Origin of the sequence: Bradyrhizobium canariense (assembly GCF_900105125.1) — a bacterium.
Taxonomy (GTDB): domain Bacteria; phylum Pseudomonadota; class Alphaproteobacteria; order Rhizobiales; family Xanthobacteraceae; genus Bradyrhizobium; species Bradyrhizobium canariense_A.
Window position 1 is genome coordinate 1,169,876 of record NZ_LT629750.1, and the last position, 22,469, is coordinate 1,192,344.

At 60.8% G+C, this 22,469-nt stretch carries 25 protein-coding genes; 14 read left to right on the forward strand and 11 right to left on the reverse strand.

Going from position 1 to position 22,469, the window contains the following annotated elements:
- Positions 1–44: 44 nt before the first annotated feature.
- Entirely contained in the window at positions 45–1,028 is a 984-nt protein-coding gene (locus BLV09_RS05815) for an ATP-binding protein (protein WP_146686610.1), read from the reverse strand.
- Between the two features lie 191 nt (positions 1,029–1,219).
- Here BLV09_RS05815 and yajC point away from each other — a divergent pair, with 191 nt between their 5' ends.
- From yajC to BLV09_RS37005, 6 genes are all read left to right on the forward strand, one after another.
- The gene (gene yajC / locus BLV09_RS05820) at positions 1,220–1,579 is read left to right on the forward strand and encodes a preprotein translocase subunit YajC (RefSeq protein WP_100381965.1); all 360 of its coding nucleotides are present in this window, start codon (positions 1,220–1,222) and stop codon (positions 1,577–1,579) included.
- Positions 1,580–1,634: 55 nt separating this feature from the next.
- A complete protein-coding gene (gene secD, locus BLV09_RS05825) occupies positions 1,635–3,233 on the forward strand; it encodes a protein translocase subunit SecD (protein WP_100381964.1) in 1,599 nt (532 codons plus the stop codon).
- A 115-nt stretch (positions 3,234–3,348) separates the two neighbouring features.
- Positions 3,349–4,365, forward strand: coding sequence for a protein translocase subunit SecF (gene secF / locus BLV09_RS05830; protein ID WP_100381963.1), 1,017 nt, complete (start codon positions 3,349–3,351; stop codon positions 4,363–4,365).
- Between the two features lie 2 nt (positions 4,366–4,367).
- Positions 4,368–4,751: an Mth938-like domain-containing protein gene (locus BLV09_RS05835; protein ID WP_146686611.1), complete on the forward strand. Its 384-nt coding sequence runs from the start codon at positions 4,368–4,370 to the stop codon at positions 4,749–4,751.
- Positions 4,748–5,611, forward strand: coding sequence for a phytoene/squalene synthase family protein (locus BLV09_RS05840; RefSeq protein ID WP_146686612.1), 864 nt, complete (start codon positions 4,748–4,750; stop codon positions 5,609–5,611). The genes BLV09_RS05835 and BLV09_RS05840 overlap by 4 nt, the downstream gene beginning before the upstream one ends.
- Before the next feature lie 20 nt (positions 5,612–5,631).
- Positions 5,632–5,838, forward strand: a complete 207-nt coding sequence (locus tag BLV09_RS37005; protein ID WP_167558635.1) for a hypothetical protein — start codon at positions 5,632–5,634, stop codon at positions 5,836–5,838.
- Positions 5,839–5,846: 8 nt separating this feature from the next.
- Here the strand turns inward: BLV09_RS37005 and BLV09_RS05845 are convergent, their stop codons facing one another.
- The 3 genes from BLV09_RS05845 to BLV09_RS05855 form a co-directional block, all read right to left on the reverse strand.
- The gene (locus BLV09_RS05845) at positions 5,847–6,950 is read right to left on the reverse strand and encodes a serine/threonine protein kinase (RefSeq protein WP_146686613.1); all 1,104 of its coding nucleotides are present in this window, start codon (positions 6,948–6,950) and stop codon (positions 5,847–5,849) included.
- Positions 6,951–6,957: 7 nt separating this feature from the next.
- Positions 6,958–8,391 carry a methylenetetrahydrofolate--tRNA-(uracil(54)-C(5))-methyltransferase (FADH(2)-oxidizing) TrmFO gene (trmFO, locus tag BLV09_RS05850; RefSeq protein ID WP_146686614.1) on the reverse strand — a complete coding sequence of 478 codons (1,434 nt, stop codon included), beginning with the start codon at positions 8,389–8,391 and terminating at the stop codon, positions 6,958–6,960.
- 108 nt (positions 8,392–8,499) lie between these two features.
- Positions 8,500–8,652: a DUF1127 domain-containing protein gene (locus tag BLV09_RS05855; protein WP_100381958.1), complete on the reverse strand. Its 153-nt coding sequence runs from the start codon at positions 8,650–8,652 to the stop codon at positions 8,500–8,502.
- 1,130 nt (positions 8,653–9,782) lie between these two features.
- On the opposite strand from BLV09_RS05855, the gene BLV09_RS37905 reads away from it, so the two are divergent.
- Positions 9,783–9,944 carry a hypothetical protein gene (locus BLV09_RS37905; RefSeq protein ID WP_244548974.1) on the forward strand — a complete coding sequence of 54 codons (162 nt, stop codon included), beginning with the start codon at positions 9,783–9,785 and terminating at the stop codon, positions 9,942–9,944.
- 72 nt (positions 9,945–10,016) lie between these two features.
- On the opposite strand, the gene BLV09_RS05865 is transcribed toward BLV09_RS37905, so the two are convergent.
- Together BLV09_RS05865 and BLV09_RS05870 are read right to left on the reverse strand one after the other, a co-directional pair.
- On the reverse strand, positions 10,017–10,784 hold the full coding sequence (locus BLV09_RS05865) for a lytic murein transglycosylase (protein ID WP_146690999.1): 768 nt from the start codon (positions 10,782–10,784) through the stop codon (positions 10,017–10,019).
- A gap of 263 nt (positions 10,785–11,047) precedes the next feature.
- On the reverse strand, positions 11,048–11,962 hold the full coding sequence (locus tag BLV09_RS05870) for a DUF2189 domain-containing protein (RefSeq protein ID WP_146686616.1): 915 nt from the start codon (positions 11,960–11,962) through the stop codon (positions 11,048–11,050).
- A gap of 377 nt (positions 11,963–12,339) precedes the next feature.
- Between BLV09_RS05870 and BLV09_RS05875 the strand changes: the two genes are divergently transcribed.
- Both BLV09_RS05875 and BLV09_RS05880 read left to right on the forward strand, forming a co-directional pair.
- Positions 12,340–12,771, forward strand: coding sequence for a DUF3597 domain-containing protein (locus tag BLV09_RS05875; RefSeq protein ID WP_146686617.1), 432 nt, complete (start codon positions 12,340–12,342; stop codon positions 12,769–12,771).
- A gap of 189 nt (positions 12,772–12,960) precedes the next feature.
- A complete protein-coding gene (locus BLV09_RS05880) occupies positions 12,961–13,752 on the forward strand; it encodes a fumarylacetoacetate hydrolase family protein (RefSeq protein WP_146686618.1) in 792 nt (263 codons plus the stop codon).
- Positions 13,753–13,825: 73 nt separating this feature from the next.
- Here BLV09_RS05880 and BLV09_RS05885 read toward each other — a convergent pair whose 3' ends face one another.
- From BLV09_RS05885 to BLV09_RS05895, 3 genes are read right to left on the reverse strand one after another with little or no spacing between them, the layout of a single operon-like run.
- A complete protein-coding gene (locus BLV09_RS05885; RefSeq protein ID WP_100381953.1) occupies positions 13,826–14,098 on the reverse strand; it encodes a GNAT family N-acetyltransferase in 273 nt (90 codons plus the stop codon).
- 7 nt (positions 14,099–14,105) lie between these two features.
- On the reverse strand, positions 14,106–14,378 hold the full coding sequence (locus tag BLV09_RS05890) for a GNAT family N-acetyltransferase (protein WP_146686619.1): 273 nt from the start codon (positions 14,376–14,378) through the stop codon (positions 14,106–14,108).
- A gap of 28 nt (positions 14,379–14,406) precedes the next feature.
- Positions 14,407–14,931, reverse strand: coding sequence for a DUF3828 domain-containing protein (locus BLV09_RS05895; protein WP_146686620.1), 525 nt, complete (start codon positions 14,929–14,931; stop codon positions 14,407–14,409).
- Between the two features lie 186 nt (positions 14,932–15,117).
- Between BLV09_RS05895 and BLV09_RS05900 the strand changes: the two genes are divergently transcribed.
- Genes BLV09_RS05900 through BLV09_RS05910 form a run of 3 tightly spaced genes read left to right on the forward strand, consistent with a single transcriptional unit; the run spans position 15,118 to position 17,925 of the window.
- Positions 15,118–15,318 carry a hypothetical protein gene (locus tag BLV09_RS05900; protein ID WP_146686621.1) on the forward strand — a complete coding sequence of 67 codons (201 nt, stop codon included), beginning with the start codon at positions 15,118–15,120 and terminating at the stop codon, positions 15,316–15,318.
- Positions 15,319–15,364: 46 nt separating this feature from the next.
- Positions 15,365–17,068 (forward strand): acyl-CoA synthetase, encoded by a 1,704-nt coding sequence (locus BLV09_RS05905; protein ID WP_146686622.1) that lies wholly within the window; start codon positions 15,365–15,367, stop codon positions 17,066–17,068.
- A complete protein-coding gene (locus BLV09_RS05910; RefSeq protein ID WP_146686623.1) occupies positions 17,068–17,925 on the forward strand; it encodes a PCC domain-containing protein in 858 nt (285 codons plus the stop codon). The genes BLV09_RS05905 and BLV09_RS05910 overlap by 1 nt, the downstream gene beginning before the upstream one ends.
- Positions 17,926–17,937: 12 nt before the next feature.
- Here BLV09_RS05910 and BLV09_RS05915 read toward each other — a convergent pair whose 3' ends face one another.
- Complete coding sequence (locus BLV09_RS05915; protein WP_146686624.1) at positions 17,938–18,261, reverse strand: hypothetical protein; 324 nt, start codon at positions 18,259–18,261, stop codon at positions 17,938–17,940.
- Positions 18,262–18,360: 99 nt separating this feature from the next.
- On the opposite strand from BLV09_RS05915, the gene BLV09_RS05920 reads away from it, so the two are divergent.
- Positions 18,361–19,134 (forward strand): AAA family ATPase, encoded by a 774-nt coding sequence (locus BLV09_RS05920; RefSeq protein ID WP_146686625.1) that lies wholly within the window; start codon positions 18,361–18,363, stop codon positions 19,132–19,134.
- A gap of 804 nt (positions 19,135–19,938) precedes the next feature.
- Here the strand turns inward: BLV09_RS05920 and BLV09_RS05925 are convergent.
- Positions 19,939–20,301, reverse strand: a complete 363-nt coding sequence (locus tag BLV09_RS05925) for a hypothetical protein (RefSeq protein ID WP_197685026.1) — start codon at positions 20,299–20,301, stop codon at positions 19,939–19,941.
- Between the two features lie 85 nt (positions 20,302–20,386).
- On the opposite strand from BLV09_RS05925, the gene BLV09_RS05930 reads away from it, so the two are divergent.
- Complete coding sequence (locus tag BLV09_RS05930) at positions 20,387–22,264, forward strand: YecA family protein (protein WP_283806836.1); 1,878 nt, start codon at positions 20,387–20,389, stop codon at positions 22,262–22,264.
- The last annotated feature ends 205 nt before the right edge of the window (positions 22,265–22,469 follow it).

Genomic DNA, 22,469 nt, shown 5'->3' on the forward strand with positions numbered 1-22,469 from the left:
CGAGGACGGCGTCATGCGCTCTCTTCGCCTTGGCGCAACCGCACTTACTTCGCCGTCATCCTCACGCCGAGCCGTCCCGCCAATTCCTGCGTGAATTGCCAGGCCACGCGTCCCGAACGCGAGCCGCGGGTGGTCGACCATTCCAGCGCCTCGCGTTCAAGCTCGTCTTCCGCGATCTTGATGCCGTAATGGCTGCAATAGCCTTTGACCATTGCGAGGTATTCGTCCTGGCTGCAGCGATGGAAGCCGAGCCACAGTCCGAAGCGATCGGACAGCGACACTTTTTCCTCGACCGCTTCGCCGGGATTGATCGCGGTCGAGCGCTCGTTCTCGATCATCTCGCGCGCCAGCAGATGACGGCGGTTGGAGGTGGCGTACAGGATCACATTGTCCGGCCGCCCCTCGATGCCGCCCTCCAGCACCGCTTTGAGCGACTTGTAGGAGGCATCATTGCCGTCGAAGGACAGATCGTCGCAGAACACGATGAAGCGAAAGCTGGAACTGCGTAACAGCTCCATCAGCTTGGGCAGGCTCTCGATATCCTCGCGGTGAATCTCGATCAGCTTGAGGCGGTCGGCCGGCTTGCGGTCGATATTGATGTTGGCGTGCGCGGCCTTCACCAGCGACGATTTTCCCATGCCGCGCGCGCCCCACAGCAGCGCGTTGTTGGCAGGCAGCCCATCGGCAAAGCGTTCGGTATTCTCGATCAGGATATCGCGCATCCGCTCGATGCCCTTGAGCAGGCCGAGGTCGACGCGGCTGACGCGCGGCACCGGCGAGAGACGGCCGTTTGGATGCCAGACAAAGGCGTCGGCGCTGTCAAACGGGTCGGCGGCCTCGGGCCCCGGCGAGGCCGCGGCAAGGTGCGCCACGATCGCCTCGAGCGCGCGTGCGATCCGATCGTCGGAGCCATGTTTCGGCGGCGAGGCGGGGCGTTTTGTCACTGTTGCCAGCGGTTTCCGCGAGGCTGCCTTCGAGGTTGCCTTGGAGACGGCGCGATGGGCGGTTTTATTGGGTTTTTTTGACATTTTGACGGTTCCTTATGGCGCACCCATATCGAGCCTTTCGGAGGGCTGCAAGTTACTCAAAAGAGGGGCAAATGAGCGGTTTGGCGGCGTTGCAATTGGGAACGCGGCCGCTATAGTCCGCGCGAATTTGCCCGGACCGGCCCGACGCCTTTGCGTTGCCGGTTCATTCCCGCCTCACGAGGACTGTCCGCATGCTGATTACCCCTGCGTTTGCCCAGGCCGCGGGTGCTGGCGATACCAACAGCATGTTGATGTCGCTGCTGCCGTTCGCGCTGATCTTCGTGATCATGTATTTCCTGATTCTGCGCCCGCAGCAGAAGAAGGTGAAGGACCACAACGAGCTCGTGAAGAACATCCGCCGCGGCGATACCGTGGTGACGACGGGCGGCCTGGTCGGCAAGGTCACCAAGGTGGTCGATGACGACCAGATCGAGTTCGAAATCTCCGATGGCGTCCGCGTTCGGCAGATGCGCCAGATGATCTCCGGCGTGCGCGCCAAGGGCGAGCCAGCCAAGGCCGATGCCGCCAAGGAAGACAGCTCGGCGAGTTAGCGCGTTTTCGAACGTCGCATATTTAGAATCTGCCAGAATCTGACGGGTCAACTCGATGTTGTATTTCACGCGGTGGAAGGCGCTGGCGATCATCCTGACGGCGCTGGTGGTGTGCCTTTGCGCCGTTCCGAATTTCTTCCCGGAGGCCACCGTCAAGAAATGGCCGGCGTGGGCGCAGCGTCGTCTGGTGCTCGGTCTCGATCTGCAGGGCGGCTCCTATCTGCTGCTTGAGGTGGATTCCAACTACATCAAGAAAGAGAAGCTCGACCAGGTCCGCGATGACGTCCGCCGGACATTGCGCGACGCCAAGATCGGCTATACCGGCCTTGCCTCGCGCCCCGACAGCGTCGAGGTGCGGGTCAAGGATACCGATCTACCGAACGCACTGGCGAAGCTGCGCGACCTGTCGCAGCCGCTCGGCGGCCTGCTTGGCTCCAGCGGCCAGCGCAGCCTGGAAGTCAGCGACGCCGGCGGCGGGTTGATCCGGCTGACCGTGCCGCAGGCCGCGGTCACCGAACGCATCCGGCAGACGATCGAACAGTCGATCCAGATCGTCGAGCGCCGCGTCAACGAACTTGGCACCGTCGAACCGCTGATCCAGCGCCAGGGCACCGATCGCATTCTGGTTCAGGTGCCGGGCTTGCAGGATCCGACCCAGCTGAAGAACATTCTGGGCAAGACCGCCAAGATGGAATTCCGGATGGTCGACACCACGGTGCCGCCGGATCAGGCCTTGCAGGGCAGGGTGCCGCCTGATTCCGAAGTGCTGATGAGTTCGTCGTCGCCGAAAGTGCCCTATGTCATCAAGAAGCAGGTCCTGGTCTCCGGCGGCGACCTGACCGATGCACAACCCGGCTTTGACCAGCGCACCAGCGAGCCGATCGTCAGCTTCCGCTTCAACAGCGCCGGCTCCCGCAAGTTCGCGCAGGCGACTTCCGAAAATGTCGGCCAGCCCTTCGCCATCGTGCTCGACAATGAGGTGATTTCCGCGCCCGTGATCCGCGAGCCGATCACCGGCGGCGCCGGGCAGATTTCCGGCAATTTCACCGTGCAGGCGGCGAACGATCTCGCCATCCTGCTGCGCGCCGGCGCGTTGCCGGCGCCCTTGACCATCATCGAGGAACGCACCGTCGGTCCCGGCCTCGGTCAGGACTCGATCGAAAAGGGCGAACTTGCGGCTTACGTCGGCTCGATCATGGTCATTGTGTTCATGCTGTTGACCTACCGGCTGTTCGGCGTGTTCGCCAATATCGCGGTCGCGATCAACGTGGCGATGATCTTCGGCTTGCTGTCGCTTTTGAGCGCAACGCTCACGTTGCCCGGCATCGCCGGCATCGTGCTGACCGTCGGCATCGCCGTGGACTCCAACGTGCTGATCTATGAGCGCATCCGCGAAGAACTGCGCGGCGGACGCAACGCGATTTCGGCGATCGACGCCGGCTTCAAGCGGGCGCTGTCGACGATCCTGGATTCGAACATCACCACCTTCATCGCGGCCGCGGTGCTGTTCTACATCGGTACCGGTCCGGTGCGCGGCTTCGCCGTGACGCTCGGCATCGGCATCATCACCACGGTCTTTACCGCGTTCACGTTGACCCGGCTGATCGTCGCGGGCTGGGTGCGCTGGAAGCGGCCGCAAAGCGTGCCGATCTAGGCATGATCGCGAACAGTGAATACCGGTTTTCGGACGAGATCATGCCCTCACAAGATAAAGAAATGCACATGATTCAGCGTGGCTGGATCATGTTGCAGGGAATGCGGAGCCGGTCGTGACACATCTCGTTCTTCTGGGGCTGGGCGCCCTCATCGTCGCCCTGACGGTGGTCAGCTGTTTCGGCTGGCTGCCGTCGCTACGCATCGTCCCGGACAATACGCATTTCGACTTCACGCGTTTTCGCCGCATCAGCTTTCCGATTTCGGCCGTTCTTTCGATTGTCGCCATCACGCTGTTCTTCACCCACGGCCTGAATTTCGGCATCGACTTCAAGGGCGGCACGCTGATGGAAGTCCGGGCCAAATCAGGCACGGCCGATATCGCCACGATGCGCGCTACGCTATCCACCCTTGGGCTCGGCGATATCCAGATGCAGCAGTTCGGCGGTCCTGACGAGGTGCTGATCCGGGTTGCCGAGCAGCCCGGCGGCGACGCCGCGCAGCAGGAAGCGGTGCAGAAGGTCCGTGGCGCGCTTGGCGATGCCGTCGACTATCGCCGGGTCGAGGTGGTGGGACCGCGGGTATCCGGCGAATTGCTGGCCTACGGCATGCTGGGCCTGATGCTCGCGATCTTTTCGATCCTGATCTATCTCTGGTTCCGTTTCGAATGGCAGTTCGCGCTGGGCGCCATGATTGCCAATGTCCACGACATCGTGCTGACCATCGGTTTCATGTCGATCTCGCAGGTCGACTTTGATCTGACCAGCATCGCGGCGCTGCTGACGATCCTGGGATATTCCTTGAACGACACGGTCGTGATCTATGACCGGATTCGCGAAATGCTGCGGCGTTACAAGAAAATGCCGATGCCCGAATTGCTCAATGAATCCATCAATTCGACACTGTCGCGTTCGATCATCACCCACGTCACGGTGACCTTGGCGCTGCTGGCGTTGTTGTTATTTGGCGGCAACGCCATTCACAGCTTCACGGCGGTCATGATGTTCGGCGTGGTGCTGGTCGGCACCTACACCTCGATCTTCATCGCGGCGCCGATCCTGATCTATCTTGGCGTCGGCGATCATCGGGCCGACGCACCGGAAAAGCCGCCGGGAAAACCATCGAAGAAGTAGCCATGCCTGATCGTTCGGACGCCCCGCATCTTCCGAGATCGGCGCCGATCGAGGCCTACGGCAAAGGCGGGTTTGCCTTTGACGACATGTCGCATCGCGGTTCGTTGCTGTGCCTGCCGGATGCGATCTGGGCCTGGCCAGTCAGCAAACCCGAGCAGATCGACAAGGCTTCATTGGCGCGCGTGTTCGCTGCGGCAGGCGGCATCGATACCCTGATCATCGGTACCGGCACCGACGTCTGGCGGCCTCCATCGGAACTTCGCGAGGCGCTGCGTGCGGTCAAAGTGGTGCTGGACGCGATGCAGACCGGTCCGGCAGTCCGCACCTACAACATCATGATGGGCGAGCGGCGGCGTGTCGCGGCGGCGCTGATCGCGGTGCCATGACTGACGCCGCCGCAGACAAGGATTCGCCGGCCTACTGTGCCGAGCTGGTCCGTGCTCACGATTTTACCCGCTACGCGTCCACGCTGTTCGTGCCGGTTAGCCAGCGGCGCGCGCTGCTGGCGCTCTACGCCTTCAATGTCGAGATTTCCCGCGTGCGCACGCTGGTGAGCCAGGCGCTATCTGGGGAAATTCGGCTGCAATGGTGGACCGACATGCTTGCCGGCGCCGGGCACGGCGGCGTCGAGGGCAGTCCGGTGGCGGCGGAATTGCTGCTGGCGATCCGCAACGCGCATCTGCCCGTTGAGCGGCTGTCGCGCCTGGTCGATGAGCATCAGTTCGATCTCTACAACGATCCGATGCCGACCATGGCGGCGCTAGAAGGCTATATCGACGACACTTCCTCCGTGTTGTTTTCGCTCGGCGCACAGATTGCCGGATGGCAATCCCCCGACATCGAACACCTCGCTCGCCATGCGGGACTGGCGCAGGGCATGGCGCAGGTGATTGCGGCACTTCCGCTCGACGCTTCGCGGCGTCAGTTGTTTGTGCCGCTGCAATTGCTGCAGCAACAGGGTATCGGGACGGAAGAGATGTTTGCGGGCAGGCAGACGCCGAAGCTGCGGACGGCGCTTGATCAGCTCATCGGCGAAGCGCGCGAACACCTGAAGACGGCATTCGCGCTGCTGCAGAGCGTACCGCCAGAGGTGAGGCCGGTATTCCTGCCGCTGGCAATGGTTCGCCGCGATCTTGAGCAAATGTCGCGCGCGGACAGCGATCCCTTCACGCCACGCACCCCGTCGAGGTTTCGGACCCTATGGACGCTATGGCGGGCGTCGCGAACGCGACTTTTTCGAACGTGATGCTGTGCTACCATCCGACCATGAAATGGCTGCGATGGACCCCAGATCGAAATGGCATTGTGGGCGTTATACTCGCCCTGTGTTTCATCGTCTGCATCTTCGCCGTCGTTGTGATTTATCTTCCTGATTTTCAGCAACGAAAGGCGAGTGCGGGTTTTGGTCCTGATTGGGACTGCGTGGCCCAGGCCAGGGGCGATCCGGTCTGTATCAAGAAGCCGGGCCGCTGACTCAGCGTTCAGGATGACGGCGGCGCCAGATCCGCCGCCTCAAAATTGAACCGGTCCCGCAAATTCTTGCGCGATTCCAGGATGCTCTTCAGGAACGCCCGATCGGTGTCATTGGTCATCATCGGCTCGATCAGATCGAGCTGGTTCATCGCAACAAGCTGCAGGATTTCGGTGCGGGGTTTGCCGGCGCCGTCGCGCGGCAGGGCTTGTACCACCTGGATATGCTCGGGCGGTTTCGGCCCCTTGGCCGCCGCCAACTCCTGGTGCAGTTGGCTTTCGAGCGCGGTCTGATCGGCTTCGACGAAGGCATAAAGCCCGACGCCGGTGCGGCGGTCGGCGAAGGCGACAATGGCGGTATCGCGGACGGCGGGATTTTTCCTGATCAGATCGATCAGCACTGGCGCGTCATTGACCAGCCTCCGGCCACCGCCTTCGCGATCGGTGAAGTTGAACACGCCGCGGGTAATCGCGCGGTAGACTTTTTTGCCGGTCATAAGCCAGAGCCGCGCCACGAAGGATTTCCGCGCGAGAATCTTGCGTTCCTTCGGCGTCAGCGCCTCCGGCGCATAGGTGCGCTTGTGCTTGAGCAGATGCCGGAGATCCTCATAGGCCGCGATACGAAACAGTCGGCTTCGTCTCCGGAAGCAGGCCGCGAGCTGGAAGTCGGTGAGATAGGCACATCCGTCACTGCCGCGCAGCCAGTTCTGCTCCTTGGCGAGGTCGTTGTGGCAGATGCCGGCGCGATGCAGCTTGCGCAGCGCCACCTTGGCGGAGCGGAAATAGGCGACGTCGCCGGTTGGTTTGGCGAGATGTAGCGCCACGCCGTTGATGAACCCGCGCACCAGAGCCTGCCGGCCGGCCCATAATAGTTCCGGCCCGACGTGGAGGTCGCGCGCCAGCGCCAAGGCGCGGCGCTCGCGCATGAACAGATGACGCGCGAGGACATAGGACCACCACGGCACCTGATCGAGGCGTCGTAGCACCGCGTCGACTTCGCCGTCGCGCTCGCGAAAACGGCCGCGCTCGACGGTCGAAAACACGTCGCGCTTCAGCAGCACGCCTTCGGTCCATCGCGCCGCCAGAACAGCGGCATCCTCTCTGGGCAAGCTCATGAAGGACTCACGCCGCGGCCTGGGCCTGGAGGTTGTCCACGATCCATCGATCGAGATCGGCCAGCGCACGGGCACTGATCGCCTGTTTCTTCGCAACCGTCTTTTCGTTGCCGCGCAAGCGGCTGCCATCAGCCTTTTTGGCCGGCGGATTGGTGAGCGGCGGAAACAGCCCGAAATTGATGTTCATCGGCTGGAACGAGCGCGGGCCGGCGTCGATGGTTTCGATATGGCCGCCGGTGATGTGGCCGAGCAGCGAGCCAAGCGCCGTGGTCGATGGTGGCGGCGCCAGCGACCGCGAACAGGCCTCGGCCGCGGCATAGAGGCCGGCGATCAGTCCGATGCTAGCGGATTCCACATAGCCTTCGCAGCCGGTCATCTGGCCGGCGAAGCGCAGCCGTGGTTGCGCACGCAGCCGCAACTGCGTGTCCAGCAGCTTCGGTGAATTCAGGAAGGTGTTCCGGTGCAGTCCGCCGAGCCGGGCGAATTCGGCGCCCTCAAGCCCGGGGATAGTGCGGAACACACGTTGCTGGGCGCCGTGCTTCAGCTTGGTTTGAAAGCCGACCATGTTGTAGAGCGTGCCGAGCTTGTTGTCCTGACGCAACTGGACGATCGCATAGGCCTTCACAGTCGGATCGTGCGGGTTGGTGAGCCCGACCGGCTTCATGGGGCCGTGGCGCAGCGTCTCGCGGCCGCGCTCCGCCATCACCTCGACCGGCAGGCAGCCGTCGAAATAGGGCGTGTTGGTTTCCCACTCCTTGAAATCGACCTTCTCGCCGGCAACGAGTGCATCGACGAAAGCGTCGTACTGCTCCTTGGTCATGGGGCAGTTGATGTAATCAGCGCCGGTCCCACCAGGACCTACCTTGTCGTAGCGTGACTGAAACCACGCCACCGACATATCGATGGAATCCCGATGCACGATCGGAGCGATCGCGTCGAAGAATGCCAGCGCGTTCTCGTCGGTCAGTCCGCGAATCGCGTCCGCGAGGCCTGCGGAAGTCAGCGGGCCGGTTGCGACAATGACGTTGCGCCACTCTGCCGGCGGCAGGCCGCCGACCTCGGCGCGATCAATCTCGATCAGGGGATGCTCGGAGAGAGCCTTGGTGACGGCGGCGGAAAATCCGTCGCGGTCGACCGCCAACGCGCCCCCGGCTGGAACCTGATTGGCATCGGCCGCCCGCATGATCAGCGAGCCCAACCGGCGCATTTCGGCGTGCAGCAGTCCGACCGCATTGTTGGCGGCGTCGTCGGAGCGAAACGAATTGGAGCAGACGAGCTCCGCGAGCCCATCGGTGCGATGGGCTTCGGTCATTCGTTCGGGGCGCATCTCGTGCAGCACAACGCGGACGCCGGTCTCGGCAACCTGCCAGGCAGCTTCCGAGCCGGCGAGGCCCGCGCCGATGATGTGCACGGGTTCAGTAGAGGATTTGATGCCAGTCATCGCGCAGGGTTAGCGCTTTTTTAGCCGCAGTGGAATGCGCGAACGCTGGATACGACAACGCCCGCAGCAAGGCGGGCGTTATCCGTATCTCAGTCGGCCAAAAACGGATCAGCCGTTATAGGTCCCGGCTGCAACGCGCGGAATATCCGAGCGATCCAAGCCGATGTCAGCCAGTTCGCGATCGCTAAGCTGGGCCAGTTCGCTAACATTGCGCTGATATTCCCGGAACGCCTGGATCATGCGGATGAGCGAGAGCAACATGGGTATTCTCCTTCGTCTATACGATTCAGCGCTTGGAGGAACGCCTCATCGTTGAAATGAATATAGATCAGAATATCGCACTGCGGGAGTTCAAATGCTGCGGTGCAGCTAAGCCGAAAACGCATGGCAACGGTAAGAAGTGATTAACCCCTGGAAATAGCTGAGCCAGTCAATGATCGCCGGAAACGTCCCGACCATCAAATCTCAGAAAAAGCTTCATGAAATCACTGGATTGTCGCCGCAATGACACACCGATCCATGACAGCCCAAATGGGGATTTTATGTGTCTAGATCAAGGGTTCTCGGCGTTTCCGAGCTACGCTTTAGGGTAACAAAAACCTAATTCCTCATGCGCTGGCCGCATAAGGTTATAAAATGAATTTAAAATCAACACTTTGATTTAAAGTTCGGTCCGTACTTCGCTAGGCCCATCGCTCCGATTCCGAGCCTCAGCACACCCAAGCTCCTCAAGGACCGATTCGCCGGACGGGGACAAGCCTGTCGCTCTATTCCCTCGGTGTGACGGCGCTGATTCGGACCACAGATCGCCATAGGCGGCTCTGGCACACCCAGCCTATGGCCAGGGAGCGCGGATCGGCAGGCAGACCCTAGGTTGCAAGGGGCAAAATCCGCTCGCGGTTCGTCGAGTCGAGAGGCGGAAGGGAAGCAGCTCGATCGTCGGGGTCGCCTGAGTGGCGCGGCGGCGCTCGAATCGCACCGGTGCAACGTCTGGGTGAGTAGATACCTTCACCTTCCGAAGGTCGCGCGCCTCGATCGTGACGGAGAATTTTCAGCGAATGAAGAGTGCCTCTCCGGCTCGCCAAAGCCGTCGTGATGGCAGCCCAGCAGTGCAACCAAATTAGTTACGAAGCCGTAATGAAAATGCGTCGCTGTGCATGACGCTCTGCGCTGCGCGATGATCACAATTTGCTCGCGCAAAATTCATTCCGAAAGTTTCCCGCAATCGGCGATCAGTTATTTTACAGATTCCGGCAATGGCGTTGGATCTGTTCTAGACAGAACTGGAAAGTAACATGGTCAATAAGTTACTCGGAGCGGCCGCAATGGCCGCCGTTATGTACGTTGTTCCCGCATCTGCCGCACATCTAGGTGGCTGCAGTGGCGAAAACTTGGCGAAGACTGAATCGTCTGTCGAAACCATGGCTGACGGTGACAGCAAGTGGGCGGCGGAAAAGGAAGTCGCGGCGGCACAGACCGCGCTGCTTGACAACAAATGGGGTGTCTGCGCCGTGCACCTGAACAAGGCGCTGCAGGCGACCGCGGCGAAGTAATCCGAATATCCGGGGCAGGGGGCCGGTTGCGTCGCGATCGGCCCTAGGCCTGTGACGAGAACCGAAAAGATCCTAAGGCGCGTGCGAGAGCTGGGTTGCAAAAGACGCAATCGTTTTCGCGTAGACTTCGCTTTTGTTCCATTGCTGGATCACGTTGAAGTTCGGGGTGCCGGGCTCCCAGCCTTTGCCGCGTTGCCAGCCATAAGAGGCCAGGTAATTTGCCGTCGATGCCAGCACGTCGGGAGCGCTGTGCAGAAGGTCGCGGCGGCCATTGCCGTCGAAATCGACCGCGAATTTGAAGTAGGACGACGGCATGAACTGGGTCTGGCCGATTTCGCCCGCCCACGCGCCATGCATTTCCGAAGCCGCAAGATCGCCACGCTCGATGATGCGCAGCGCGTCCAGCAACTGGGCGCGGAATTCGTCTGAACGCCGGCAATCGTAAGCCAGCGTTGCCAGCGAACGGATGGTGGGAAACTTCCCGATATTGACGCCGAAGTCGGTTTCCAGCCCCCAGATCGCGACCAGCACTTCGCCCGGCACGCCATAGGCCTCTTCGATTCGGCCCAGCACCGAACCGTACTGCTTCATCATGTTGCTGCCGCGCGTCAGCCGGGGCGGGATCATGCGGCCGGAAAATTCCTCAAAGCTTTGATTGAAGACCGCCTGCGAATGATCGCGGGCAATCACCGCCTTATCCAGCGTCACGCCGTTCAAGCCAGAGGTGATCGCCGCCTGCGAAATGCCCTTGGCGGCAGCATCATTTTTGAAGTCGGCCAGCCATGCGTCAAAGCTGCCGCTGCCGCAGGACGCCGCAATCGCTGGTGCGGCAGATGTCATCAGCACGGCGCTTATCGCCAATGCTCCAAAAAGAAACCGGGGGGTCGGCAGGGGGCGCACGGAGATCGCTTCACTGTTGAAGAATGACGGCTGGAGCCGCGAAATGTCGGCGGCAACCGCGGCCAAAACAAGGCTACCTCATGCCGCTGCAACGAGCAACGCGGAGAAGCAATCCGTGCGCTGGATTGCTTCTCCGCTTTGTCATCGGACCGTGATCAGCCTGTCATCGGGCCCGGCGTGCGGCCTCGACAACTGGCTTCCGGCTATAGGTCGTCCTTCCGGCGCCAGGAAAACAAGGCAGCCGGGAAGTCTGCCGCAAAGCGACGCTCAAGCCGCGGGCGGGCGGGAATCGGTCGCGGATTGGGATCCGGAGCGACCACTGCGCGATAAAGGTGCCAGGTGGCGTGACCGAGCAGCGGAATGACGACGGCAAGGCCCAGGAAGAACGGCAGCGATCCTGCGACCAGCAGCACCGCGACGATCAATCCCCATGCCGCCATCGGCACCGGATTTTTTGCAACGGCCCGAAGCGAGGTCACCATGGCTTCTCCCGCCCCGGCGTGACGATCGAGCATCAGGGGGAAAGCCACCACGCTGATGCATAGCGCGACGATCGCGAACAGGAAGCCGACGCCGCAGCCTACGATGATCAGCCACCATCCCTGCGACGTCGTCAGTACACGTCGTGCAAAGTCGGGAATTTCCGCCGCAGATTCGTAACCAAATGCGGCGGTATAAATCGCCTGCGCGGTCGCTACCCAGGTCACGAACAGCGCCAGCAACAGCACACCAAGTCCGAGCATGGCGCCGAACGAAGGCGAGCGCAGCACGTCGATGGCGTCCCATGCCGACGCCTGCTCGCCGCTCTCGCGGCGGCGGCTGAGTTCGTAGAGACCGAGCGCTGCGAACGGACCGATCAGGGCAAAGCCTGCCGCGAGCGGAAACAAGAGCGGCAGTACGGAATAGCCGAGCACGGTGCGCGCCAGCACCAGGCCAAGTATCGGATAGATGACGCAGAGGATGATGGCGTGGCTTGGAACTGCCTTGAAGTCTTCCCAGCCTAGCTGCAGCGCCCTGTGCAGGTCGGACAAGCCGATGCGTCGGATGATCGGGCCGGCCGCGACATCAGGCGCGGCCGGCCCGAGTGGTGTGACATTGCTTGGGTATGATGTGGCCATGTCGTTGTCTCCCTTGCGGCAGCGGCCGGATTCTTACGCCAAACGAAGGCGCAGGCAGGCCGTCTGCGGAAACGATCACGATCAAGCCAGACGCGAAAACAAGGATACCAAACCGGCCATGTCGCGAACTGAACCTCCAACGTACTCTCCAATCACGGCCGCCGTCACTCACGCTTCGGTGTTGTCGCAGTGCAAACGCGCCTGTCATTCCCCAGTCATTTCGCATCCGTTAAGATCGTTCCGGTGTCTCAGTGCCGCATTGGCAACCAAATTCGAGGCGATTAAGCTTCATAGCGATCGGGTCGACACGCCCGTGCGCCAAGAGAGCCGTTCGGATCCTCACACGATCTTTGTCTTCATTGCATTGGGAGCAAACGATGAGCATTTTCGGAAAAATCATGGGCGCGATCTTCGGCTCCAAAGCCAGCGCCACGCCCGCAAGCGGCGGAGCTGCGGCGCCGGGCGGCAGCGCTCCCGCGAGCGGCGGCGCGCCTGCGAGCACCGGAGCGGCCGCCGGCTCGTCGTCCTCTGCGCCGGCAGCGCCCGCTCAAAGCGTCGATGTCGCGGCCATCGTGGACAAGGCAGCCGCAGCCAAGGGCGAAAAGCTGGCATGGCGCACCTCGATCGTCGACCTGATGAAGGCGCTCGACATCGATTCCAGCCTCGGTGCGCGCAAGGAGCTCGCGAAGGAACTCGGCTACACCGGCGATACCAATGATTCCGCGACCATGAACATCTGGCTGCACAAGCAGGTGATGGCCAAGCTGGCCGCCAATGGCGGCAAGCTGCCGCCGGAAATCAAGCACTGATCCTGCGCCGCAAGCGAGAAAAGGCCCGCACGATCGCGGGCCTTTTTTGTGGACTTCGATCCAGCGCGTTTTCGAGCCAAGTGGGTGCCGGCTGGCGTCAAGAAAGGCTCTAGCCTATCGTCGTCTTGCCGGTCGGGGGCGCGCCGGTCTAGATAGCGGCCGAACGTAAAAGCCGACAGGAAGCAGCCTATGGATACGATCGATCGCAGGACCATTCTCGCAACCGGCGCGCTGGCGCTGGCCGGCACCGCCGTACAAAGCGGCCGTGCCGAGGCGCAGGCCGGCCCAAAACCGATCTTTACCGTGCGGTCAACGACGATCCCGATCGCCGGCGAGAGCGATGTGTTTCCGGTCCGCCGCATCTATTGCATCGGACGCAACTACGCCGCGCACGCGCTGGAGCGCGGCTCCGATCCGACCCGCGAGCCGCCGTTCTTCTTCCAGAAGCCGACCGACGCGATCCAGAACGTCGCGATCGGCGCCGTCGCCGACCATCCCTATCCCTCGCTCACCAAGAACTATCACCATGAAGTCGAACTGGTGGCGGCGCTGAAATCAGGCGGCACCAATATTGCGCCGGAACAGGCGCTCGATCACGTCTATGGCTATGCGCTTGGGCTCGATATGACGCGGCGCGACCTGCAGAACGGCATGGCGGCCGAAAAGAAGCCATGGGAAATCGGAAAGAGTTTTGATCATGCCGCCGTGCTCGGCCCGATTCATCCCGTGACCAAAACCGGGCACTTCACCAAGGGTGCGATCTCGCTGGCCGTGAACGGCAAGGTGCGGCAGGATTCCAACCTCGACAAGATGATCTGGAGCGTCGCCGAACAGATCTCAAAACTGTCCGAGGCGTTTGAATTGAAGGCCGGCGACATCATCTATTCCGGCACGCCGGAGAATGTCGGCCCGGTGGTGAAGGGCGACGTGTTGCTCGCCAAGCTCGAAGGCCTGCCGGACATGTCGATCCGGATCGTGTGAGGTCGTTAGAAGTCACCAGAGCGTCGCCAAACTCCGCAATCGTCGCCGCGAAGGCGGGGACGATGCCAAGGATTTAGGCCACCAGATCGGCAAATTCCGGATGCTTCTGCAGATAGTCGACGACAAACCCGCAGCCGGCGACGACTTTTAGTCCGTCGGCGCGGATCATTTCCAGCGCGCCTTGCACCAGCTTCGACGCGATGCCGCGGCCACGCAACGCGGGCGGCGTCTCGGTGTGCGTGATGATGACGCTGCCCGGCGCGAGACGATAATTCGCGAACGCGACCGCGCCTTCGACATCGAGCTCAAATCGGTGCTGGGATTTATTGTCGCGGACCTGATTCATACCAAACTCATTTCAGCAAATCCTGATAGGCGGGATTCTTGTCGATGAAGGCCTTCACGAACGGGCACTGTGCGATTACCTTTAAGCCGTCGCTGCGAACTTGGTCGAGCGCGGCCTTGATCAGTTTCGATCCGATACCCTTGCCGCCGAGTTCGGGCGGCACTTCGGTATGGACAAACGTGATGACGCCGTCGGCGATCTTGTAATAGCTCGCGGCAATGTGGCCATCGACCGCGAGTTCGAAGCGATGCTGCGTGGTGTTGTCAGTAACTTCGCTCATTCTATCCGTTTCTATCAGCCGGCCTGGATCAGGTTTTCAGGGACTCAGCGAGCATATCGCGGACCGACCATGGCTCGCCATCGCCAAAACCCTTGATATCATCGATCTTCCATTTATCGCCATCCCGCACGAAATCATAGCGCACCACCGTCTGGCCGACCGGTTTTGAGCGGGGGCGGCTGCCGGTGATGGTGACGGCGATCACGGCCTTGTCGGCCTCGAGTTTTTCCGTGGCCACCTTGAACGACTTCACGTCAGGCTCTTGCGAATTAGTGACGGGATCGAAGTCGATTGGCCCCACATCGCCCTTGGGCGTGTGGGCATCGGCCTTGGCCCATAACTCGATCAGCGATTTCGACAGATATCTGGCCTTCGCCGCTTTATTCTCGATCACGAACGCGCCGCCGCCATCGCCCTTGCCCTTTGCCGCGCGGGCGTAGATGGCGGTGACGATGGCAACGGGATCGTTCGGGGCAGGGGGTTTGGCGCAGGCGGGTTGAACCGCGGCGGCGGCAAACAGGCCGGTCAAGACAAGCGCTCGGCGGGTGATCATGGATGTCCTCGGATGAGTGGTGTTGGTGCTGATGGACTGGAGCAGGATGGCGGTACGGTATCGGATGGAAGATGATCGGCCGGGAGCCATTAACAAGCGGCCGTGAATCTGGTTGAGTTTGGTCGTATAGGCGAGGCTGGCGCAGATAAGCCCGCCGGTTTGTATCGATTTGGGAGGATTGGGTTCATGAAGCTCATCGTCAGCTTGCTCGGCATCGTGCTGCTGGTTATCGCGGCCGTTTACTTCCTGATGCCGGCCGACCAGCTGCCCAGCTTTTTCCCGGGTCACGAGGCTGGTGTTGCGCATGTACACACCAAGCACGGCATTGTCGCAGGCGTAGCGGGCGTGGTGCTGCTGGCGGCCGGCGTGTTCATGGGGCGAAGGTGAGGGGCGCGCTGAGCGGCATGGCGAACCCGTATTTGGAGGGTGCGAGATGACCGGGACTGACAGCACGACCGCGCCGCGCGGCGGCCTGACACCGATGTCGCGCCGGGTGATGAACCTGGCGCATCTGTTGATCCAGAATGCGCGCCGGCACGGCGACCGCACAGGCTTCATCTGGGGCGAGCGATCCTGGACCTGGCGCGAGATCGACGGCCACGTCTCGGCGCTGGCCGCAGCCCTTGCGGCGCGCGGCATCGTCAAGGGCGACCGCATCCTCGTGCATTCCAAAAACTGCGACGAGATGTTCTGGTCGATGTTCGCGGCCTTCCGGCTCGGCGCGGTCTGGGTGCCCACCAATTTCAGGCTGATGCCGGACGAGGTCGCCTATCTCGCTACGGCTTCCGGTGCGAGAGCGTTCCTGTGCCACGGCGATTTCCCTCAACATGCCGCGGCGGTCAAAGCGGCAAGCCCTGCGCTCGAATTCACCTGGCGGATCGGCGAGGGCGCTCTCGGCGAGAAGTCGCTGAGCGAGGCAATCGCCGCGCATGCGGGCGCGCGCGTCGAGAACATGGCGGTCGAATATGACGATCCCTGCTGGTTCTTCTTTACGTCGGGTACGACCGGGCGCTCCAAGGCGGCCGTGCTGACCCATGGCCAGATGGCTTTTGTGGTCACCAACCATCTCGCCGATCTCATGCCCGGCACGACGGAGCGTGACGCGTCGCTGGTGGTTGCGCCGCTGTCGCACGGCGCCGGCGTGCATCAGCTGGTGCAGACGGCGCGAGGCGTTCCGACCATCCTGCTGCCGTCGGAGCGTTTCGATATCGGTGAGGCGTTCCGGCTGATCGAGACCCATCGCGTCAGCAACATTTTCACGGTGCCGACCATCCTGAAGATGATGGTCGAGCATCCAGCAGTCGACCGCACCGACCATTCGTCGCTGCGCTATATCATCTATGCCGGTGCGCCGATGTACCGCGAGGACCAGAAGGCCGCGCTGAACAAGCTCGGCAAGGTGCTGGTGCAATATTTCGGCCTCGGCGAGGTCACCGGCAACATCACGGTGCTGCCGCCCGATCTGCACGATCCAGAGGACGGCCCGTATGCGCGGATCGGCACCTGCGGCTTCGAGCGCACGGGGATGCAGGTCTCGATCCAGGGCGATGACGGCCGCGAACTCAAAGCCTTCGAGACCGGCGAGATCTGCGTCATCGGCCCCGCCGTTTTCGCCGGCTACTACGACAATCCGGAAGCCAACGCCAAAGCCTTCCGCGACGGCTGGTTTCGCACCGGCGATCTCGGCCATATGGATGAAGCAGGCTTTGTCTACATCACCGGCCGTGCTTCCGACATGTACATATCAGGCGGCTCCAATATCTATCCGCGCGAGGTCGAGGAGAAGATCCTCACCCATCCCGCGATCGGCGAGGTCGCGGTGCTCGGCGTGCCCGATCCGGTCTGGGGCGAGGTCGGCATCGCCGTCTGCGTGCCGCGCGAGGGCGCGGGTCCCGTGACAGAGCTGGACCTGGCCGGCTTCCTCGCCACCAAAGTGCCGCGTTACAAGATGCCGAAGCGCTTCTTCTTCTGGGAGGCCTTGCCGAAATCCGGCTACGGCAAGGTGCCGAAGCGGCTGGTCCGCGACGAGCTGGAGTCGCGGGGCCTGCTGGACACGCCATCCAAAGCGTTTTCAAGCGAAGTGGGCACCGGTTCGCGTGAAGAAAACGCCTCAAGATATAAAGACCAAGCCGGCTGATGCGCAGCATCGACCAGCCCGGCCCGCCTGCGCCCCAACGCATCCAATGGGCGGAGTCGCGCGGCCGCGCCTTCTCGTTCACGCTGGAAGCGGGCCTGCCGCTGCTGGAAGCCGCGCGTCGCGGCTTTGCGGCGGAAGGATTTGCCAGCGGCACGCTGAACATCAGGGGCGGGGCGCTCGGCCCCTTTGCCTATGTGATGCCGGCGTTGTCCAGGACTGGCGAGAATGCCGCGTTCTACAGCGACACGTTCCGGCCCAAGGGCGTGACGCGGCTGAAGATGGCGACGATGACGTTCGGCCGCCGCGACGGCGCGCCGTTCTTCCATTGCCATGGCCTTTGGACGGAAGCCGATGGGCGTGTCAGCGGCGGGCATATCCTTCCCGAAGAGACCGTTGTCGCCGAATCCTTTGAAGTGGATGCCTTCGGCATCGATGGCGCCGTCTTCACGGCGGAGCCCGATCCCGAGACCAACTTCAAACTGTTTGGCCCGATCGCCAGCGAACCAACTGACGCCCAAACCACCAGCCGTGCTTTCGCGCTGCGGCTGCGGCCGAACCAGGATTTCACGGGCGCGCTCGAGGTTTTCTGTCGCGAGCATGGTGTTATCAGCGCCAAGCTTCATGGCGGCGTCGGCTCGACCATCGGCGCGCGCTTTACGGACGGACGCGTCGTCGTGCCCTTCGCGACCGAACTTGCCATCCGACCGGGCGTTATTTCACCCGGCGCAAGCGGCATGCCGGAAGCGCAGCTCGACATCGCGCTCATCGACTATCTCGGCGAGATCGCCGAGGGCCGGCTGATCCGCGGCGACAACCCGGTGCTGATGACGATGGAGCTGGTGCTGGAAGTCCTGTGATCGCCGGTCGCGCTAGCGCAATTTTCGGACGTGAACATTGATATCGAGATCGATGTGGCTGACGCAGGTTTGCGTTGACCTATGAGATTCGCCTTCGTACCAGCGGCCCTCGCGTGCCCGCGCGTTTTTGACGTTGGCGAGCTTGAGACATCGCCATTGCGGCAGCGGGCCTGAGCTTTCTCCGGCGAACTGCCACGCCAGCACGACCTCTTCGCCGCTTCTGTTGGTGCCGATGATGTGCGGGCACAGTTCGCGATGGCGGCGCTCATAGCTGCACACGACCTGCCGCTCGCCGAGGATCGCGTTGCGGAACAGGGTGTATGCGGAGGAGGGCATTTGGGCGCTTTCCGCGGACCTGGCTTTATGCCATCTGGGATTGCAGCATAGTCTCTGTATAAGCATTGCAGGCATTTTCGTTCCGCTGGACCGTCTGGCATGGCCTCAAAACGCAATCGCACGATCAATTTGCCGGCGCCGTACCTCAAGCGCGTCTGGCTTGAGCCATCGCGTATCACCGACCGCGCGGCCTATCCGTTTTGCCTTCCATTGCTGCGCGACGATTTCGAACTGAGTTTTGACCGCGCGATCACCATCATCGTCGGCGAAAACGGCACCGGAAAATCCACTTTGCTCGAAGGGATCGCCGTGCTTGCGGGCTACGACGAAGCCGGCGGCGGCAAGGGTTACATGCCGGTCGATCATTCCGATGCACTGGAGAAGATGGGCGGCAGTCTCTCGACGGCACTTCGCGCAAGCTGGCTGCCCAAGATTACAAACGGATGGTTCTTTCGCGCCGAGAGTTTCTTCTCGATTGCGAGATACCTGGACAAGGCGGCCCTGGATGACCCCTTTGGGCCGCCTCCGCCTGACTTCCTGTCCCATTCCCACGGCGAGGGTTTCCTGCGCTTCTTTGAAGAGCGCTGCCAGCGGCAGGGCATCTTCATCTTCGACGAGCCGGAATCCGCATTGTCGCCCGCACGGCAGATGGAATTCCTGAAGCTGATGCGGATGATGGAAGTGTCAGGCATCAGCCAGATTATCATGGCCACGCATTCCCCGATGCTGATGGCCTATCCCGGGGCGACCCTGTTGCGGTTGTCGAAATATGGGCTTGAGCCCGTCACCGTCGAACAGACGGACCACTACAAGGTCATGCGCGAATTTTGCGACGATCCCGCGGGGTTTGTGGAGGCAGCGATAGCGGAGTGAAGAGGGGAACAGCTCTCGGTCAAACCGTCATTGCGAGCGAAAGCGAAAGCAATCCAGAATTTGTGCGCCGGCAGTTCTGGATTGCTTCGTCGTTGCACCCCTCGCAATGACGATGCTGAGAGGCCGATGCACTTTCTGATTCAGTTATCAAACAGCCAACAGAACGTGAAATCGTATTCCCGCGGCACGATAGCGCCCGGGTGATGCATGAATTTCCGCCCAGAGAGAACAGAGGGCGCAGGGAAAGCCGGGTGCCCGCTGCACCCGCAGCCTCGCGTGCAAAATAAAAAGCACACGAGATAGTCGCCACAGGTTACCGGGTAGACCCGGCTTTCCCTGCGCAGTGGTTTTAACGGCTTATTTCGTGCTCTCCCCGGTGACCGGGCTTTATTGTCACCGTCGTCGGTGTGATGCGAAGCATCATCACCAACTTGACGCCAGCGTCGGGGCGTCAGGACCACACGGCTTTGCCGTCCGCGAAAGCGCCGTTCGTCCGCGCTCGGGCTGATCGCTCACGAGTCCTTTTGGGAGCCGCCCTGCAATCGCCGTTGGCGCGCCGACGCTGCCGCGTCCACCGCATCCCACCCCGCGTCCGTGACGATCGCGATACGCCCCTCTGTCGGTGTAGGACGGCGCGGGTTCTATGGCTGATTTTAGGAAGCGAGGAAGCGAAATATTTTCAGAAAGAGGACTGGACATCGAGATCGCCGCCCGGCCCGACGGGCAAATCAGCTGATCCTTTGAGACGAGCGTAGGCGAGGGGAAGTGGAATACGCTTCGCTCTTCCGCCCTACTTGCTAACAGCTAAAAGGGAATATCATCCTCAATGAGGGTTCCTTTGCGGGATGGCGGCTGGGCTGCTGCGGGCAGGGAAACATTAGTCACGATGAACAGATTCATGATGTCCTCGCGGTCCATGAACATAACTTGGCTACGTTTGGAGGCGTCGAGCCATTCGCCGAGCCAATTCCTCGCCGCCTTGGTGATCTCTCCACCAGCGACAATAAATGCGTGATCGACCAGCACGCGACGACTAGTTTCTGGATCAAAGATCTCGTGTCCGAGCATCATCGTGACTTGATTAAGGATCTCGCCGACATTCGCCGTGCCGCTCTTGCTCATGCCGGCCGCGAAGGCGACGCCAGCGCCGGGACAGAAACGCGCCAAGGCTTATCGGGTCGTTGAGTGATCAAGGCAGCCCTGTGAATAATCGGGACAACGGCCCCCATTCCCCATGTTGCTACCCTGAATTGTGCCATCGTTTGCGCTCCCGATTCGCACGCATTCCAATTTCTGTAGGTCAGCATTGGCCAAGATCCGACGAAACCAGCCGTGTCCTCTCTGTGGCAGCGGCTTGAAGTTCAAAAAGTGCTGCGGCAAACATACTGGCACTCCTTCTCCGTTCGATAATGCGGACCACGACCGCGCGTTTCAGCAAGCGGCGCGCAAAATGGAGGCCGAGCGCGTTCAACGTGAGAACCAACAGGGATTGGGAAAAGGAATTATTTCCGCGTCGCTGAATGACCATCGAATTGTTGCTGTCGGCAACACGGTATACTTTTCCAAAAGCTGGAGAACCTTCCAGGACTTCCTAAGAGAGTTCTTAATCGGCTTGCTGGGAAGGGAATGGTTTCAGGCGGAATCCGACAAACCTAATTTGGAACGGCATCCAATTGTCCGCTGGTATCATCAGGCCATCGCAGATTCGAACCGGCTTCATACCAAAGTTGGCAATCTCCTCGTTGGACCAATGACGGGAGCGCAGCGAGCATTCATTAATCTTGCCTACAACCTTTACCTGATTGCTCACCACGCGGAGCCGACACAAGTTGCTCGGCTTACTGCGAGTTTCGTAGACCGCTTGAAAAGCGAACGTGCCGACGATTTTATTGGAAAATTATTTGAGACTTATGCGGCTGCGGCTTTTTTGAAGGCTGGTTTCACTCTGGCTTATGAGAATGAGTCAGATGGACGGTCATCACATGTGGAGTTCGTTGCCACGTATCCTCGCACTGGAGCAAAATTCTCGGTCGAGGTGAAAACGAGAAATCGGTCCTCAATCGAGGACGGACCCGTAGATGAGATTAAGCGATTACGTGTTGGAAACAAACTGAACAAGGCGTTGTCAAAAAGTGCCGAGCACACGCGGGTTGTCATGATCGAGATCAATGTGCCTGACGTGGTGACAGACCCCTCAGCCACTGATGGATGGCCAAGAGCTGCTCTCGATCAGATACGAGCCATCGAGAAGAGTCCCGCTCCGGATGGCAGTGAAAAGCCGAGCGCATACGTGATGGTGACCAACCACACGTTCCACAATAATCTGGGCGTGATAAATGCCAGCACTCAAGTGATAGCAACAGGGTGTCGAATTCCAGATTTCGGACCTGACGTCGGCTTCAATCGATTGAAGGACGTTCTCGATTCGCAGGTGCGCCACAAAGAGATGCTCGCGCTCCTCGATTCAATGAAGACACACTACGAAATTCCATCAACGTTCGACGGCGAAAATCCAGAGTTTGCGTTCGCGCCTGAAGACCCGCCGCCAAGATTGACATTTGGGGAGATCTACTTAATCCCGGATGCAGAAGGGAAAGAAATCCCGGCTCGACTTCGCGACGCTTCGGTTTTGGAGCAAGAGAAAGCAGTCATGGGAGTCTACGAGACTCTCGACGGAGTGCATTTGATCGTGCGCACGCCTATGACCGAATCAGAGATAGCTGCGTGGAAGCGCCATCCTGATACGTTCTTTGGAGAAGTGCGTCCGCTTCCGCAGAAGGCGAATAACTGGCTGGAACTAGCCCAATTTTTTCTCAACACCTACAAATCTACCCCTCGTGAAAAGTTGCTTGAGTGGATGAAGGGCGCGAATGATATCGAATATCTCAAGACACTTTCACAAGCAGACCTCGCAATCTTGTATTGCGAGCGCCTTGGTTGGGGAGCGGAAAAAAACCCTGAACAGATTGACTGGCGAATGGATCGCGATCTCGCGCGAGCTGATCTTCTGCGGCTGAAGAGATCGAGAGATTGGGGCGGCACGATGCGACTGACATCGCTGACAGTGGCTTCGATTGTGGTCATGAGCTTTCCCGCCTTCTGCGGGTACATCGAGAACTATGGGAGCTAGCGAGCTCTCAACGAAGCACAAAAGATGGGATATGTGATGGGCGCATACGACGGTGGGCTTGGTACGTTTTCAGAGAATGATCCATATGCTGAGGCAAACTCGCGTGGCATCAGCTCATGTACCCAGCAATCGAAGTTGGATAGTGGGATGCTTGTTCAGCTCGTTGAGACTAATTACGCTCAGAACCCAGATAGCTGGGCGTTGC

Excerpts from the sequence above, each read along its gene's own strand:
- BLV09_RS05905 (WP_146686622.1), top strand. The coding sequence starts at position 15,365 with ATGACCGGGACTGACAGCACGACCGCGCCGCGCGGCGGCCTGACACCG.
- BLV09_RS05865 (WP_146690999.1), bottom strand. The coding sequence starts at position 10,784 with ATGACATCTGCCGCACCAGCGATTGCGGCGTCCTGCGGCAGCGGCAGC.
- BLV09_RS05915 (WP_146686624.1), bottom strand. The coding sequence starts at position 18,261 with ATGCCCTCCTCCGCATACACCCTGTTCCGCAACGCGATCCTCGGCGAG.
- BLV09_RS37005 (WP_167558635.1), top strand. The coding sequence starts at position 5,632 with ATGAAATGGCTGCGATGGACCCCAGATCGAAATGGCATTGTGGGCGTT.
- BLV09_RS05840 (WP_146686612.1), top strand. The coding sequence starts at position 4,748 with ATGACTGACGCCGCCGCAGACAAGGATTCGCCGGCCTACTGTGCCGAG.
- BLV09_RS05890 (WP_146686619.1), bottom strand. The coding sequence starts at position 14,378 with ATGAGCGAAGTTACTGACAACACCACGCAGCATCGCTTCGAACTCGCG.
- BLV09_RS05900 (WP_146686621.1), top strand. The coding sequence starts at position 15,118 with ATGAAGCTCATCGTCAGCTTGCTCGGCATCGTGCTGCTGGTTATCGCG.
- BLV09_RS05835 (WP_146686611.1), top strand. The coding sequence starts at position 4,368 with ATGCCTGATCGTTCGGACGCCCCGCATCTTCCGAGATCGGCGCCGATC.
- BLV09_RS05880 (WP_146686618.1), top strand. The coding sequence starts at position 12,961 with ATGGATACGATCGATCGCAGGACCATTCTCGCAACCGGCGCGCTGGCG.
- BLV09_RS05895 (WP_146686620.1), bottom strand. The coding sequence starts at position 14,931 with ATGATCACCCGCCGAGCGCTTGTCTTGACCGGCCTGTTTGCCGCCGCC.
- BLV09_RS05815 (WP_146686610.1), bottom strand. The coding sequence starts at position 1,028 with ATGTCAAAAAAACCCAATAAAACCGCCCATCGCGCCGTCTCCAAGGCA.
- yajC (WP_100381965.1), top strand. The coding sequence starts at position 1,220 with ATGCTGATTACCCCTGCGTTTGCCCAGGCCGCGGGTGCTGGCGATACC.
- secD (WP_100381964.1), top strand. The coding sequence starts at position 1,635 with ATGTTGTATTTCACGCGGTGGAAGGCGCTGGCGATCATCCTGACGGCG.
- BLV09_RS05855 (WP_100381958.1), bottom strand. The coding sequence starts at position 8,652 with ATGTTGCTCTCGCTCATCCGCATGATCCAGGCGTTCCGGGAATATCAG.
- BLV09_RS05845 (WP_146686613.1), bottom strand. The coding sequence starts at position 6,950 with ATGAGCTTGCCCAGAGAGGATGCCGCTGTTCTGGCGGCGCGATGGACC.
- BLV09_RS05885 (WP_100381953.1), bottom strand. The coding sequence starts at position 14,098 with ATGAATCAGGTCCGCGACAATAAATCCCAGCACCGATTTGAGCTCGAT.
- BLV09_RS05870 (WP_146686616.1), bottom strand. The coding sequence starts at position 11,962 with ATGGCCACATCATACCCAAGCAATGTCACACCACTCGGGCCGGCCGCG.
- BLV09_RS05910 (WP_146686623.1), top strand. The coding sequence starts at position 17,068 with ATGCGCAGCATCGACCAGCCCGGCCCGCCTGCGCCCCAACGCATCCAA.
- BLV09_RS05920 (WP_146686625.1), top strand. The coding sequence starts at position 18,361 with ATGGCCTCAAAACGCAATCGCACGATCAATTTGCCGGCGCCGTACCTC.
- trmFO (WP_146686614.1), bottom strand. The coding sequence starts at position 8,391 with ATGACTGGCATCAAATCCTCTACTGAACCCGTGCACATCATCGGCGCG.
- BLV09_RS05875 (WP_146686617.1), top strand. The coding sequence starts at position 12,340 with ATGAGCATTTTCGGAAAAATCATGGGCGCGATCTTCGGCTCCAAAGCC.